Raw genomic sequence first — 14842 nt, 5'->3', positions numbered from 1 at the left:
GGTGGGCCGCCAAGCCTGCAAGCACACAGCCTGTAAGGAGGAGTGGCCGTGGAACGCACCTTCGTCATGGTCAAGCCCGACGGCGTCCAGCGCGGCCTGGTGGGCGAGATCATCGCGCGGCTGGAGCGCAAGGGCCTCAAGCTGGTTGGGCTCAAGATGGTCCAGGTCAGTGAGGAACTGGCCCGCCGCCACTACGCGGCCCATGAGGGCAAGCCCTTCTTCCCGGGGCTGATCCGCTTCATCACCTCGGCACCGGTGGTGGCCATGGTCTGGGAGGGCCGGGAGGCCGTCAACGTGGTGCGCAATCTCATGGGTCCCACCGACGGGGCCAAGGCCGCGCCGGGCACCATCCGCGGCGACCTGGCCAACGACATCGGCTTCAACCTGGTGCACGGCAGCGATTCCCTCGAGAGCGCCCGGCAGGAGATCGAGCTCTGGTTCCGGCAGGATGAACTCATCGACTGGGAAAATCATAGGGAGGCCTGGCTGTACGACCGCAGCTGAGCCATCCCCGGCGGCAGGGCGCCGGCGGCCGGACCGGTTCGTCCTGGGGTCGAGCCGGCCCGGCCGGGCCTGAGCTGCCGGGTGCTACGGAGGCCGTTCATGACCCGGGGTCTGGAACCACAAGGCGATCGGCTGGTGGTGGCGACCGCCGAGCAGCACCTGCGGGCGGTGGCCACCCTGATCCGCCATCACGGGCGGGCCATCCTGGGGCAGTTTGACATCACGCCGCCCCAATTCGATGCCCTGCTCGTGCTCATGCGGCATCCCGACCTCACCATGGGGGAGCTCTGCCAGCACCTCTACCTGGCGTCCAGCACCGTCACCGACCTGGTCGACCGGCTGGAACGCCAGCAGCTGGTGCAGCGGGTCCGCGATCCGGGCGACCGCCGGGTGATCCGGTTGCGGCTCCTTCCCCGCGCCCGGGAACTGCTGGACGCGGTGCTGGAGGCGCGGCGCGCCTACCTGGCCCGGGTGCTGGCCCACCTGGATCCCGTGGACCGGCGGGCGTTGCTGCGTTCCCTGGAGCGCCTGGTGGACGCGATCCAGAGGGAGAGCAACGGCCAGCTTCCCGCCCTGGCCGGCAGCCCCGGCTCCCCGGGCCCCCGGCCGGACGGGTGGAGCGGGGCGGCCGATCCGGCCGGGGAGGGCGAGGCCGCACCCGAGGCCCCGGAGCAGGATCCCGCCCCCGGCGGCAAGGGCCGCGGGGGCAGGGAAGGGAGGAGCGGGCCCGTGCGACTGGCCATCATCGGAGGAACGGGCGTCTACGATCCGGAGATCCTGGACGACGTGCGCGAGGAGACGGTGGTCACGCCCTACGGGCGGGCCACCGTGCGCATCGGCAAGTTCCGCGGCCTGGAGGTGGTCTTCCTGGCCCGGCACGGCGCCGGGCACACGGTGCCACCCCACAAGATCAACTACCGGGCCAACATCTATGCCCTGGCTGCGTTGGGGGTCCGCCGGGTCATCGCCACCGCCGCCGTGGGCTCCCTGCGCCAGGCCTTCGGGCCGGGCCACTTCGTCCTGGTCGACCAGTTCCTCGATTTTACCAGGAACCGCGTCTCCACCTTCTTCGAGGGCGGGGAGGCCGGGGTCGTCCACATCGACGTCACCGAGCCCTACTGCCCGGAGATCCGCAGCCACCTGGAGGCGGCCGGCAAGGCCCTGGGCCTGCCCGTGACCAACGGTGGCGTGTACGTCTGCACCGAGGGGCCGCGCTTTGAGACGCCCGCCGAGATCCGCATGTTCGAGCGCCTGGGCGGCGACCTGGTGGGCATGACCAGCGTGCCGGAGGTGGTGCTGGCCCGGGAGGCGGGCCTCTGCTACGCCACCATCGCCATGGTGACCAACTACGCCGCCGGCATCTCGGGCCAGCCCCTGACCCACGAAGAGGTGCTGGAGATCATGGCGGCCAACGGGACCAACCTGCGGCGGCTGATCCTGGAGGCCCTGCCCCGCCTGGCGGCCGAACCGACCTGCCCGTGCGCGGCGCGCCCTGCCCCCCTCAAGGTGGCGGCGGCCACCGGCGGGGAGGAGGAACCCCGGCCGTGACGCCGCCCGTCCCACCGAGCCGGATCCGGGATCCCGGGCTGGCGGCATCCGGCTGGCAGAAGATCCGCTGGGTCGAGCCCCGCATGCCCGTGGTGGCGGCGCTGGAACGCCGCCTGGCCGAGGAGGCGACCCTGGCGGGCCGGCGCGTGGCCATCTGCCTGCACCTGGAGGCCAAGACGGCGCGCATGGCCCTGGCGCTGCAGCGGGCCGGCGCCCGGGTGGCCATCTGCGGTTCCAACCCCCTCTCTACCCAGGACGACGTGGCCGCCGCCCTGGCCGGGGCCGGGGTGGCGGTGTACGCCTGGCACGGGGCCACGCCGGAGGAGTACATCGAATTCATCGACCAGACCCTGGCCTTCCGTCCCCACCTGGTGCTGGACGACGGCGGGGATCTGGTGGCCCACCTGCACACCCGCCGCCGGGAGTGGCTGGAGGGCGTGCGCGGCGGCGCCGAGGAGACCACCACCGGCGTCCTGCGCCTGCGCGCCATGGCCCGGGACGGCGTGCTGCGCTTTCCCATGGTCGCCACCAACCACGCCGCCATGAAGCACCGGTTCGACAACCGGTATGGAACCGGGCAATCGGTCTGGGACGGCATCATGCGCCTGACCAACCTGGTGGTGGCGGGCAAGACCGTGGTGGTCTGCGGTTACGGGTGGTGCGGCAAGGGCGTGGCCGAGCGCGCCCGGGGACTGGGCGCCCGGGTGGTGGTCTGCGAGGTGGACCCCATCCGGGCCAACGAGGCCCTGATGGACGGCCACCAGGTGATGCCGTCGGAAGAGGCAGCGGCGCTGGGGGACGTCTTCGTCACCGTCACCGGCTGCCGCGACGTGCTGGTGGAGCGCCACTTCCGGCGCATGAAGGACGGGGCGCTCCTGGCCAATGCGGGCCACTTCGATGTGGAGATCGCCAAGGCCGATCTGGCGGCCCTGGCCCAGCGGGTGGAGGAGGCGCGGCCCGGAGTCCGGACCTACGTGCTGCCCGACGGTCGCCGCCTCCACCTGCTGGCCGACGGGCGCCTGGTCAACCTGGCGGGTGGGGACGGCCACCCGGCCGAGATCATGGACCTGTCCTTCGGCCTGCAGCTCCTCGCCCTGGCCTGGGTCGACCGGGAGGCGGAGCGGCTGGGGCCAGGGGTCTTTGCCCTGCCGGACGAACTGGACCGGGAAGTGGCCGCCCTGCGCCTGCAGGCCCTGGGGATCGCCATCGACACCCTGCGGCCGGAACAGGCGGCCTACCTGGCCGGCTGGCGGGAGGGCACGGCCTAGGCCGGGGACAACCGAGCGGCGAAAGGAGGACGGGCGATGCCGTCACGGGTGCTGATCGAGGGCGGCTGGGTGTTCGCGGGCGAGGGTAGCGGGCCCTTCGACATTATCGGTGACGGGGTCGTGGCCGTGGAGGGCGAGCGCATCGTCTACGTGGGACCGGCCTCGGGCCTGGATCCCAGCTGGCAGCCGACCCGGCGCATCGACGCGCGGGGGAAGATCATCCTGCCGGGCCTGGTCAACGCCCACACCCACCACGCCATGTCCCTGTTGAGGGGGTACGCCGACGACGTGCCCCTGATGCCCTGGCTAGAGGAACACATCTGGCCGGCCGAAGCGCACCTGACTGGTGACGACGTCTACTGGGGCACCCTGCTGGCCATCGCCGAATCCCTGCTGGCCGGTGTCACCACCTTTGCCGACATGTATTTTTTCATGGACCGGGTGGCCCAGGCCGTGCTGGAGACGGGGGTGCGGGCCCACCTCTCCCGTGGCCTGATCGGCGTCGCGCCGGGGGCGGACCGGGCACTGGAGGAAGGCAAGGCGCTGGTCAGCGGCTTCCATGGCGCGGGGGACGGCCGCATCCGCTGCGCCCTGGCGCCCCATGCGCCCTACACCTGCCCACCGCCCTACGTGGCGCGGGTGCTGGAGGCAGCGGCTGCCCTGGGCTGCCCGATCCACACCCACCTGGCCGAGACCCGGGCGGAGATCGAGCAGATCCGCGCCCAGTACGGCAAGAGCCCGATCCGGCACTTCGCCGAGCTGGGCGTGTTCCAGCACGAGACCCTGGCGGCCCACTGCGTCCACCTGGACGCCGCCGACATCGCCCTGCTGGCGGAACACCGGGTGGGCGTCGCCCACAACCCCATCTCCAACTGCAAGCTGGCCAGCGGCATCGCCCCGGTGCCGGAGCTGCTGGCGGCGGGGGTGACGGTGGGCCTGGCCTCCGACGGAGCAGCCAGCACCAACCACCTGGACCTGTTCGAAGAGATGCGCCTGGCCGCCAACCTGCAAAAGGTGAGCCGCTACGACGCCACGGCCCTGCCGGCCTGGCAGGTACTGCGCATGGCCACCGTGGGCGGCGCCCGGGCGCTGGGCTTCGATCGCCTGGGCTGCCTGGCGCCGGGTTACCTGGCCGACATCGTGATTCTCGACCTGCGGGCGCCCCACCTGTGGCCGCGGCACGATCTGACCAGCCTGGTGGTGTACTCGGCCAAGGCTGCCGACGTGGACACGGTGCTGGTCCACGGCAAGGTGCTGGTGGACGGCGGCGAGCTGCTCACCATCGACCTGGAACGGGTGGAACACGAGACCCAGCAGCGGGCCGAGCGGCTGGCCCGCCTCGGTCGGGCCGCCCGGACAGGTCCTGCCGGCCGGAACCCGTCCACGCCAGCCGGGGAGTCCGCCGGCCCGTCCCCCCGGGGCAGATCGGCTCAGTAGCCGCGGGCCTTGTCGACCACGTTGCGCAGGGGCCGGCCCTGGCGAAACCGCCGCAGGTTGTCGAGGAAGAGCTCCAGCGCCGCCCCGGTGTAATCCCGCATGGCGCCGGCGTTGTGGGGGGTGATGAGGACGTTGTCCAGCCCCCAGAGCGGGTGATGGGGCGGCAGCGGCTCCTCGGCGAAGACGTCCAGGCCGGCCCCTCCGATCCGCCGCTCCCGCAGCGCCTCCACCAGGGCCTCCTCGTCTACCACGGCGCCCCGGGCGATGTTGATGAGGAACGCATCGGGCCGCATGGCGGCCAGTTCGTCCCGGCCGATCAGGTGGCGGGTCTCGGCCGTCAGCGCCGCGCTGACGACCACCCACTGGGCCGGCTCCAGGATGCGCCGGATCTCGCCCGGTCCCACCACCAGCTCGATGCCTTCCTCGGGCTCGGGGTTGCGGCGGCAGGCCAGCACGCGCATGCCAAAGGCCCTGGCGCGGCGGGCCACCTCCCGGCCGATGGCTCCCAGGCCGACCACGGCCAGGGTCTCGCCCGCCAGCTCCCGGGTAGGCAGGCGGCGCCACTGGGTCCGGCGCTGCTGGTCCAGGTAGCCGGGCAGGTTCCGGGCCCACGCCAGCATGAACATGAAGACGTGGTCGGCGATGGTGGCGGCATGCATCCCCCGGGCGTTGGTCAGGATCACCGGGTGGTCCCGCAGCTGGGGCACGGCCGCCAGCATGGCGTCGACCCCCGCGTAGGCACACTGGATCCAGCGCAGGTTGCGCGCCGCTGCCAGCCGTCCCGGCGTCAGCTCCCGCCCGAAGAGGAACGCAACGCTGGCTACGGCAAAAGCCCGGTCGAGCTCTTCCGGAGGAACCCGGCCGGCGAGGAGGCGGAGCCGGGCATCGGGGACCTCTGCGGCCAGCCGCTGGGCCTGGGCGGGGGTCAGGGGCACGGTACATAGAATTTCCAGGGTCACGGCAGATCGACCTCCCACAGCCACGGGGTTCCGCCCTGGTGATTCCCCACGGCCCGGCCGGTTCCTCGTTGCCGGCCGCACCAGGGTCTCGGGATCCTGCGGCCGGCCAGGCGGGGAAGGCCGGCGTCCCCCGCGACCCCACCGCGGCGGCGGGCGGCATCCGCCGCGGCCCCAGGCCGGCAGGCTGCGGCCCGTGGCCCAGGGATGGAGGCCCGTGGCCCAGGGGTGACGAAGGAGGCCGGGAATGGGCATCACCCTCTACCTGATCCGCCATGGTGAAACGGACTGGAACCGGGCCGGCGTCTACCAGGGCCAGAAGGACACCGCCCTCTCCCCGCGGGGGCGCCAGCAGGCCCGCGCCCTGGGGCGGCGCTTCGCCCACCACCCCCTGGACCTGGTGCTGGCCAGCGACCTGAAACGGGCGGTCGAAACCGCCCGGGCCGTGGCCGGCAGCCGCCGGCCGCCCGTTCCTCTGGAGACGGACCCGCGGCTGCGGGAGATGAACTTCGGCGCCTGGGAAGGGCTGGCGGCGGCCGAGATCCGCGCCCGTTACGCCGACGACTATGCCGCGTATCAGGCCGATCCCTTCGAAGGGCGTCCCACCGGTGGCGAAACCTTCCGGGAGCTGGGCGAGCGGGCCTGGGCCGCCGTGGACGAGCGTCTCCGGCGCCCTGGCCTCCGGCGGCTGGCCGTGGTAGCCCACGGGGGTACCGTCAAGGCGCTGCTCTGCCGCCTGCTGGAGCTGCCACCGGCCATGCGGACGCGGATGCTGATCGACAACACCGGCGTGACGGCGGTCGAGCTGCGGGAGGGACGGCCCCCCCTGCTGCGGTATCTCAACGATACCTGTCACCTGCGCCGCCCCGGCTCCTTGCGGCCGGAAGAAGCCTAGGACGGGAGGCGGGTCGCGCCGCATCGGGGCGGAAGGGGAGGGGGCGCCTTGGACGGCACCAGCCCGGCTCCGGGCCTTGAGGAGGAATCCTGCCCGGCGGGTGACACCTGCGCGGCGGAGAGCGCGCAACCAGTCAGCGGCACACACCAGGTGGGGATCGCCGAGGCCCTCCCCGTCACCCGCGCGGCGGGAGCGCCGGCGGGTGGGCCGGAAGCTGGCCCGGGCCCGGAGGCGGCAGCAGGGCCCGGAACCCGGGTCGATCAGCCCCCGGGCACCCCTCCGCCGGAGGAGGAACCGGAGGGACCCGCAGGTCCGGACGCTTCTCCGTCCGCGCCGGGTTCACCCCCGTCCGGCGGGTCCCCGTCCCTGGCCGCCCTGGTGGAGGCGGCCTTCCGCCCCGGTGGCCTGCTGGAGCGGCTGGTACCGGGGTACCAGTACCGCCCTGGCCAGGTCGAGATGGCGCTGGAGGTGGCCGCCGCCCTGGAGGAGGGACGCCACCTGGCGGTGGAGGCGGCGACGGGCATCGGCAAGAGCCTGGCCTACCTGATCCCCGCCGCCCTCTGGGCCCACCGCCACCGCACCCGGGTGGTGATCGCCACCCATACCGTGGCCCTTCAGGACCAGCTGCGGGCGCGCGACCTGCCGGTGGTGGAGCGGCTGGTGCCCGTTCCGGCGGCCGTGCTCAAGGGCTTTGGCCAGTATGCCTGCCGCCTGCAGGCCGCGGCGGTTCTGGACGAACTGGCCGCCGGCCGCCCGGCGCTGTGGGCCGCGGCCGGGGGACGCGGTACCCCGGACGAGAGGGAGGTGGGCAGCGCCGGGCCAGGAACGGCGGCTGGCGGCGCGGCGCCGGACCCCGAGGTCCCCGACCCGGGCACCGCTCCCGAGCCCCTCGCGGCGACCGCCCCCGCGGACGAACCCGCCCGCGCCCTGGCCCACTGGCTTGAGTCCACCGCCAACGGCGAGCTGTCCGAACTGGCCCATCCCGCCCTGAGCCGCCTGGCCCCGCGCCTCGGCGTGGACGCCGGCTCCTGCCTGGGTGCAGCCTGCCCGGCGGCCCGAAGCTGCTTTCCCCTGCTGGCCCGGGAGAACGCGCAGAAGGCCTCCCTCATCGTCACCAACCATGCCCTGCTCCTGGCCGACTGGGCGGCCGGGGGCCGGCTCCTCCCGGCTTGCGACGCCCTGATCCTGGATGAAGCCCACCACCTGGAGGACGTGGCCGCCCAGCAGCTGGGCTGCCGGCTGAATCCCGCCGAGCTGCTCCGCGCTCTGGGGGCCGCGGCCCCGTCCCGGCGTCCTCCGGCGGGCTTCGCTCCAGCGGGCACCGGGGCCGGGAGGCCGCGGCCGGAGGCGGCCGGCGGCCCGTTCTCCGCGGACCAGGCCGGTCCGGCCGCGGGTGGCCAGGGCGTCCCGCCCTCCACCAGCGGCGGCCACGACCTTCCCGCACAGGTTGCCCGCGCCCGTGCCGCGCTGGAGGGGCTGGCCACGGCGCTGGAGGCGGCGACAGCCACCGCCGGTGGCGGTGCGGCCCGGCTGCCGCAGGGTTGGACGGAGGGGCAGGGCTCGCCCCTTCACCGGCAGCTGGCCCGGGCCCTGGCGGAGGCGGCGGAGACCCTGCCCGCCCTGGCCGAAGCCCTGGACCGCCAGCCCCCGCCCGTGGAAGAGCGGGCCTATCTGGCCTTCCGGCGCCTGCGGCAGCGGGTTCAGGAGGCCGTGGCGGCCGTGGCGCGGCTGCAGGCGGCGGACGGGCTGTGCGCCTGGGTGGAAGCCCATCCCGCCGGCCCCCAGTTGAGCGCAGCCCCTGTGGTGGCTGCCGCGGATCTGGAGCCCCTGTTTGCCAGCGTCCCGGCGGTGCTGGCCTCGGCCACCCTGCCCCGGGACGACCACTGGCTCCGGCGCCTGGGCATCGCGGGGGCCCGCCGCCGGTTCATCCCATCGCCCTTCGACTTCCCCCGGCAGGCGCTGCTGGCGGTGGTGACCGACGCGCCGCGCCCGCCCAGCCATCGCGACGAAGTCTACGCCGGGGAGCTGGCCCGCCAGCTGCTGCCCCTGATTGCCGCCATCCCCGGCGGCGTGCTGGTGCTGTTCACGGCCCGCTGGGCTCTCGAAGCCGTAGGGGAGCAGCTGCGGCCGGCCCTCCGCGCCCTGGGCCGGCGGCCCGCGCTGCAAGACCGCGACGGGCCCCGGAGCCGGCTGGTGGCGGCCCTGGCCGGCGGCCGGGTGGACGTGCTGATGGGGGTCGACAGCCTCTGGGAGGGAATCGACGTCCCCGGCCGGCGGCTGGAGGGGGTGATCCTCACCCGCCTGCCTTTCGACCCACCGGGAGACCCCCTGACGGCAGCCCGCTGCGACGCCATCGCCGCCGCCGGGGGCTCGGCCTTCTTCCAGTATCAGCTGCCGCGCGCGGCCGTCAGATTAAAGCAGGGCTTTGGACGCTTGATCCGCGGCCCGGCGGACCGGGGCGTGGTGGTGGTCCTGGACCCGCGCCTGGCGCCGGGTTCCTCCCGGTACGCGACCCTGCTGCTGGACAGCCTGCCTCCGGCCGCTCGCTGGGTCGGGCCGGCGTCCGAGGCCGTCCAGGTGGTGGGCCGCTGGTTCACCCGGGCGGGGCGGGCGGGTGACGGCGACCACGGCACGGGTTGAACAGCCTGGCGGGAAGGCCTGTCCCGGCGCCGGCGGAACCGGCGCCATGGCACGGCACCTGTGTACCCCGCCTTGCGTATCGGAACGGCCCTCGGCCCCCGCCGCGGCGGCCCCTGGTAGGCCAGCTACCGGTCCCCTCCGGCGCCCTGGCCGGACATCCGGGCGGCCCGGCCGCACCGGGGCGGGCTGGCCGCCACAGCTGGTTCGTGGTACCATCCCAATAATCCCGGTGCCGGGCGCTGCTCGCAGGGTAGATCCGGGCCGCCCGGCACCGTCCCGACGGACCCTATGCCAGGAGGCACGAGCGTTGCGCGTTCTACTGGTCAACGACGACGGGGTGTACAGCCAGGGGATCCAGACGCTGCGGGCCACGCTGGAGGAGCGGACGGGCTGGGAGGTCTACGTGGTGGCCCCCGATCGCCAGCGCAGCGCCTCCGGCCATGCCATCACCCTGCACAAGCCCCTGTACCTGGACCCCGTGGAGATCCCCGGCGCCCGCTCGCCGGTCTACGCGGTGAGCGGCACGCCGGCCGACTGCACCAAGATCGGGCTGCTGGCGGTTCTGCCGGGCCCGTGCGACCTGGTGATCTCCGGCATCAACCGCGGAGGGAACCTGGGCTTCGACGTGCTGTACTCGGGCACCGTGTCGGCGGCCATCGAAGGCGTCATCATGGGCGTCCCGGCCATTGCCGTCAGCCTTGCGGCCTGGGAAGACCCCGACTACGGGCCTGCGGCCGAGTTCACGGCCCGCCTGGCCGAGCTGGTGGCACGGGAAGGACTCCCGCCGGGTGTCCTGCTGAACGTCAACGTCCCGCCCCTGCCGGCGGAGCGGATGGCGGGCGTGGCCCTGACGGTGCTCAGCCGGCGGATGTACCGGGACCGTTTCGAAAAGCGCCTGGATCCCCGCGGCCGCCCGTATTACTGGCTGGCCGGGGAGCCGGTGCAGGAACCGCCTTCGGTGGAAACGGACGTGGGGGCCGTCCGGGCGGGTTACATCTCCGTCACCGCCCTCCACCTGCAGCTGTCGGACCGTCAGACCATGGCGCGGCTGGAGGCCTGGCGGCCGCAACTGGAGGCCGGCCTGGGTACCGCGGGGGGTCTGGGTGCCGCAGGCCGGGCCCAGGTCCGGCCCGAAGCCTGAACCCCGAAGCAGGAGCGCCTTTTCCCTGCCGGTTGAACCCGCTGCCCGCGCGGGCGTCCCCTGTCCCGGGGCGCCCGCGCGGGGCCTGAAGCCACCGGCTCGCGGAAGGCGGGGCCGGTTTTTGCTAGGGTACGATCCCGCCCTGGCGGCCACGATAGGAACGCGCCGCGGTTCCCGGAACGAACCGGCCGGATCCAGCACCCCGGCCGGTTCGACCGGCCCGCGGCCGCGGACCCCGTCGTCGCGGTCGTACGCCGATCGCCCCATGCCTCCGATCCCCGGGCCACGGCCTACCGGGCCGGTGCGCGACGCGCGCACCGGCCCGCGGCTTGGTCCGGGGTCTCCGCGACGGTGTACGCCAGTGGCCCGGAGCCGCGGCACTGGCCCCCGAAGATGCCCAGGAGTCCCCTCCGGCAGCGTTCTAACCCTCCTGCCCCCAACATAGGGATCTCCCGTACGGGCCCGCGCGCGTCGCGCGGGGAGCCCGGAAGGGGGGATCGGACCGTGCAGGGAGCCGACGCCCGGGAGCGTTTCCGCACCCCGTCGCCGTTCCACGCCCGCGCCGTGCTGGTGGGCGCGGCCGTGTCCCTGGTGCTTGTGGTCCTGGCGTCGGGGGTGCTGGCCCTGGCGGTGTACTTCACGGCGCTCAACGAGTACCAGCTCAACGCCTTTCTTTACTATCTCGGCATGCTGGCTACCGCTGCCGGCGGGCTGGTGGCGGCCCGCGCCGCCGACCACAAGGGTTGGCTGCACGGCGGAGCCGCCGGCCTGCTTTACGTGCTGGTCGGCAGCGCCCTGGGCCACTGGCTCTTTCCCGCGGAAGCCACGCCGCTGGCCCAACTGGGTCCCCGCATGTTACTGGGGTTCATCCTCGGTGCCATCGGCGGGGCCGTGGGGATGCTGCTCTAGCCGGCGGCCTCCCCAGGCGCCATCAGACCGCGTGCGGCAGCCCGCGGCGGCACCCCGGCGCCGGCCCCTGGCCGCACCGGGCCATGGCCCCCTTCCGGCCCGCGCCCTTCCACCTGGCGGGTACCCAGCACGAGACACTGGAGGCCAGATGGTGGTGAAGGAACGTTCCAGGCAGGGAATCCCTGCCCCTGACCCGGACATGCCCTCGAGCCGCGGGACCGAGCCGGGTCCCGCCGCGGAACCGGAGGTTCGCCGGCCCTGGCCCGGGGCGGGAGGCCGGCAGCTGCGTACCGCCGGACGCGCGGCCGCGCTGGTGCCGCCCGCCCCGCCACCGCTGGCGGCCGTCGGGGTGGTCCACCCCGGCCGGCGGAGCCCCGGGGCGGGCGCGGCCCGGCGCCCGCCCCGGGGAATCTTAGCCAGGATGTCCCCGGCCTCCTCCGTGCTCCCCGCCGCAGGTCCGTCCTCGCAGTGCCGCCACGGTTCCGCCCCGGGGGAAGGCGGCAGCGGGAACCCGGGGTCCTCGGGCCGCGCCCGTCCGGCCGAGCCGGCCGGTGAGGTAGCGGGTGCCCCATGCTCCGCCCGGGCAGGCTCGTCCCGCGCCCAGGCTGGGCAAAGGACCGCAACCCCTCCGCCCTGGCATTGGCTGCCGCTGCTGGTGGCCTGCCTGGTCGCGGCCCTGGCCGGCTGGGGCGCTGGCAAGGTCTGGACCGAGGGGGTTGCCATTTCAAACCCCGCAGGCGCCGGCGCCCCGGAGGAGACGCCGGGCCTCCGGCCGGGCGACGCCGCGGCAGGGACAGGCCCGCTGGGGTTGCAGGCCCAAACCGTCCTGGCCGCCGAACCGCGCGTGCACGTGGTGCAGAAGGGGGAGACCCTGTACCGCATTGCTCGCCGCTACGGTGTACCGGTGGAGGAGCTGGCCCGGTACAACGGGCTCACGGACCCGGCCCGCATCGAGGCGGGCCAGCGCCTGCGCATCCCCGGCGCGGCCGGCGTCGCGGCGGCAGGGCAAGCCCCGGACGCGGGTCCCGGCGCAGCATCCGGCCCGGGAACGGTTGCAGACCGGGATCCGGGCGCCGCGCCCAGAAGCGGTTCACCCGGCGACGGCCGGCCGGGAACGGGCCCCGGCGGGGCCTCCGGTCCGGGAACCGGAGAGGGCGGGGCGCGGGCGGGGGGTGAGGACCCCTCGGGTTCGACGAAGGAAACCAGGTTGGGGGGTGGCGGCAACGCCGCGGAAGGCGGCCTGGTGGCCCTGACCTTCAACGACGGCCCCGATCCCGCCACCTGGCCCGCCCTGCTGGCGGTGCTGGAGGAGCACGACGTCAAGGCGACCTTCTTCCTGGAAGGTGCCCGGTCGCAGCAACACCCCCAGCTGGTACAGGAACTGGCGCGGCGGGGCCACCAGGTGGAAAACCACGGCTGGAGCCACCGCAGTCCCCACGAGCTGGGGGAGGCGGCCACGCGGGCCGAGATCCGCAGGACCGCGGCCTTACTGGCACGGCTGGCCGGTCGGCCCCCCCTGTATTACCGGCCGGCCGGCGACCTGCGCGACCCGGCCGTCTTCCGCTGGGCGCGGGAAGAAGGCCACCGCGTCCTGCTGTGGACCAACATCGGCGCCCAGGACGTGCCGCCCCTGCCACCGGACCAGCTGGCGGCCCGGGTCGCCGCCAGCGCCTACAACGGGGCTGTCCTGATGCTCCACGCCACCCAACGGGCCACCATCGAGGCCCTGCCCCTGCTTCTGCAGCGCCTTGAGGCCAGGGCCCTGCGCCCCGTGACGGTCGACCAGCTGCTGGACGCCTTGCAGGCCGCCACCCCTCAGGGCGAGGCCGCGCCCGCCACCGGTCCGGGCGCCGCCGGACACGCCGCCGGACCCGTCTCCACGCCGCCTTCCACCGGCGGGTCAGGGTGACAGGAGGGAGGGGATGCACCCGGCCCGGTTGCGGCCACCGGTGGAGGAGACCGTCCCGCCCGCAGGATTGGTCCGGGCCCCTCGCGAACCAAGGGGGGAAGGGGGGAGCGGCGTGACCGTCTACCTGAACTACATCAACGGCCGCTGGACCGAACCCCGTTCGGGGAAATACGTCGACAACATCAACCCTGCCACGGGGGAGGTCCTGGGCCGGGCGGCCTTGGGCACCGAGGAGGACGTGGCCGAAGCGGTGGCCGCGGCCAAGGCGGCCTTCGCCAAGTGGCGGAAGGTGCCGGCGCCACGCCGGGCCGAGATCCTATATCGAGCGGGCGAGCTGCTCCGGCAGCGGAAGGAAGACCTGGCCCGCAAGATGACCCAGGAGATGGGCAAGGTCTTGCCCGAGGCCCGGGGCGACGTCCAGGAAGGCATCGACATGGCCTACTACATGGCGGGCGAAGGGCGGCGCCTGCTGGGCCACACCACCCCGGCGGAAATGCCGGACAAGTTCGCCATGGCGGTACGGGAGCCCATCGGCGTGGTGGCGGCCATCACCCCGTGGAACTTCCCGCTGGCCATCCCCACGTGGAAGATCATGCCCGCCCTGGTGGCCGGCAACACGGTGGTCTTCAAGCCCGCCACCGACACGCCCTGGCTGGCCTACGAGCTGGTACGGATCTTCGAGGAGGCCGGGCTGCCGCCGGGCGTGCTCAACCTGGTCTACGGCCCGGGTGGCTCCGTGGGTGAGGCGCTGCTCCACCATCCCGACGTCCACCTGATCTCCTTCACGGGGTCGGTGGAGTCGGGCAAGCACGTCAACCAGGTGGCGGGCGCCCAGCTCAAGCGGGTGCACCTGGAGCTGGGGGGCAAGAATGCCGTCATCGTCATGGACGACGCCGACCTGGATCTGGTGGAACAGGCGGTGATCTGGAGCGCCTTCGGCACCACCGGCCAGCGCTGCACCGCGACCAGCCGCCTGCTGGTGCACGAGGCCGTCTACGACGAGGTGGTGGAGCGGCTGGCCGCCCGGGCGGCTCGGTTGCGTCTGGGCAACGGCCTGGATCCCCAGACGGACGTGGGCCCCCTCATCAACGGCCGCGCCGTGGAGAAGGTGGCGTACTACGTCAACGTGGGCCGCGAGGAGGGCGCCCGCCTGGTGGTGGGCGGCCAGCCGGCCACCGAGGGCGACCTGGCCCGGGGCTTCTTCTTCCAGCCGACCATCTTCGCCGACGTCACCCCGGACATGCGCATCGCCAACGAGGAGATCTTCGGCCCGGTGCTGTCCATCATCAAGATCCGCAGCCTGGAGGAGGCCATCGAGATCAACAACTCGGTCCAGTACGGCCTCTCCAGCTCGATCTTCACCCAGAACGTGCGCAATGCCTTCGTCGCCATGCGGGATCTGGCGACGGGCATCTGCTACGTCAACCACGGCACCATCGGGGCCGAGATCCACCTGCCCTTCGGCGGCATGCGGGCGACGGGCAACGGCCACCGGGAGGCCGGCCAGGCGGCGCTGGAGGTCTACACCGAGTGGAAGGCGATCTACGTGGACTTCAGCGGCCGGCTGCAGCGGGCCCAGATCGACGAGGTGAAGATCGACTAGGGCCCCGTTACGCGTGACGGGTCCGGACCGCA

The 14842-nt window shown here is 73.8% G+C and carries 11 protein-coding genes and 1 pseudogene; 11 read left to right on the top strand and 1 reads right to left on the bottom strand.

The genetic code is table 11. From position 1 onward, the window contains the following. The first annotated feature begins 48 nt into the window (after window positions 1–48). The 5 genes and pseudogenes from ndk to DYI95_RS05450 all read left to right on the top strand — a co-directional run bounded on the left by ndk (window position 49) and on the right by DYI95_RS05450 (window position 4757). Window positions 49–504 carry a nucleoside-diphosphate kinase gene (gene ndk / locus DYI95_RS05465; protein ID WP_006904851.1) on the top strand — a complete coding sequence of 152 codons (456 nt, stop codon included), beginning with the start codon at window positions 49–51 and terminating at the stop codon, window positions 502–504. A gap of 99 nt (window positions 505–603) precedes the next feature. Then, window positions 604–885, top strand: a pseudogene (locus DYI95_RS12825) (MarR family winged helix-turn-helix transcriptional regulator); the annotation flags it as partial. Window positions 886–1233: 348 nt separating this feature from the next. Further along, window positions 1234–2052: an S-methyl-5'-thioadenosine phosphorylase gene (gene mtnP / locus DYI95_RS12440; protein ID WP_243149943.1), complete on the top strand. Its 819-nt coding sequence runs from the start codon at window positions 1234–1236 to the stop codon at window positions 2050–2052. Further along, window positions 2049–3320 carry an adenosylhomocysteinase gene (locus DYI95_RS05455; RefSeq protein WP_116901433.1) on the top strand — a complete coding sequence of 424 codons (1272 nt, stop codon included), beginning with the start codon at window positions 2049–2051 and terminating at the stop codon, window positions 3318–3320. The genes mtnP and DYI95_RS05455 overlap by 4 nt, the downstream gene beginning before the upstream one ends. A gap of 36 nt (window positions 3321–3356) precedes the next feature. Further along, entirely contained in the window at window positions 3357–4757 is a 1401-nt protein-coding gene (locus DYI95_RS05450) for an amidohydrolase (RefSeq protein WP_116901434.1), read from the top strand. Here DYI95_RS05450 and DYI95_RS05445 read toward each other — a convergent pair. Beyond that, window positions 4751–5716, bottom strand: coding sequence for a D-2-hydroxyacid dehydrogenase (locus DYI95_RS05445; protein WP_116901435.1), 966 nt, complete (start codon window positions 5714–5716; stop codon window positions 4751–4753). The genes DYI95_RS05450 and DYI95_RS05445 overlap by 7 nt on opposite strands. Window positions 5717–5960: 244 nt before the next feature. On the opposite strand from DYI95_RS05445, the gene DYI95_RS05440 reads away from it, so the two are divergent. The 6 genes from DYI95_RS05440 (at window position 5961) to DYI95_RS05415 (ending at window position 14810) form a co-directional block, all read left to right on the top strand. After that, window positions 5961–6608, top strand: coding sequence for a histidine phosphatase family protein (locus DYI95_RS05440; RefSeq protein ID WP_116901436.1), 648 nt, complete (start codon window positions 5961–5963; stop codon window positions 6606–6608). Window positions 6609–6656: 48 nt separating this feature from the next. After that, complete coding sequence (locus DYI95_RS13045; protein WP_116901437.1) at window positions 6657–9248, top strand: ATP-dependent DNA helicase; 2592 nt, start codon at window positions 6657–6659, stop codon at window positions 9246–9248. 307 nt (window positions 9249–9555) lie between these two features. Then, window positions 9556–10389, top strand: a complete 834-nt coding sequence (surE, locus tag DYI95_RS05430) for a 5'/3'-nucleotidase SurE (protein WP_116901438.1) — start codon at window positions 9556–9558, stop codon at window positions 10387–10389. Between the two features lie 504 nt (window positions 10390–10893). Then, window positions 10894–11298 (top strand): TIGR04086 family membrane protein, encoded by a 405-nt coding sequence (locus DYI95_RS05425; RefSeq protein WP_116901439.1) that lies wholly within the window; start codon window positions 10894–10896, stop codon window positions 11296–11298. Window positions 11299–11953: 655 nt separating this feature from the next. Beyond that, the gene (locus DYI95_RS05420; RefSeq protein WP_158556083.1) at window positions 11954–13207 is read left to right on the top strand and encodes a polysaccharide deacetylase family protein; all 1254 of its coding nucleotides are present in this window, start codon (window positions 11954–11956) and stop codon (window positions 13205–13207) included. A 112-nt stretch (window positions 13208–13319) separates the two neighbouring features. Continuing rightward, window positions 13320–14810, top strand: coding sequence for an aldehyde dehydrogenase family protein (locus tag DYI95_RS05415; RefSeq protein WP_116901441.1), 1491 nt, complete (start codon window positions 13320–13322; stop codon window positions 14808–14810). Window positions 14811–14842 lie beyond the last annotated feature (32 nt).

It is taken from the genome of Thermaerobacter sp. PB12/4term (assembly GCF_003403315.2).
Taxonomy (GTDB): Bacteria; Bacillota; Sulfobacillia; order Thermaerobacterales; family Thermaerobacteraceae; genus Thermaerobacter.
The sequence above is the reverse complement of the archived record's forward strand: the minus strand, read 5'-3'. Positions and strand labels throughout refer to the sequence as shown.

Coding starts and splice junctions, on each gene's coding strand:
- DYI95_RS05450 (WP_116901434.1), top strand. CDS start 3,357: ATGCCGTCACGGGTGCTGATCGAGGGCGGCTGGGTGTTCGCGGGCGAG.
- DYI95_RS05440 (WP_116901436.1), top strand. CDS start 5,961: ATGGGCATCACCCTCTACCTGATCCGCCATGGTGAAACGGACTGGAAC.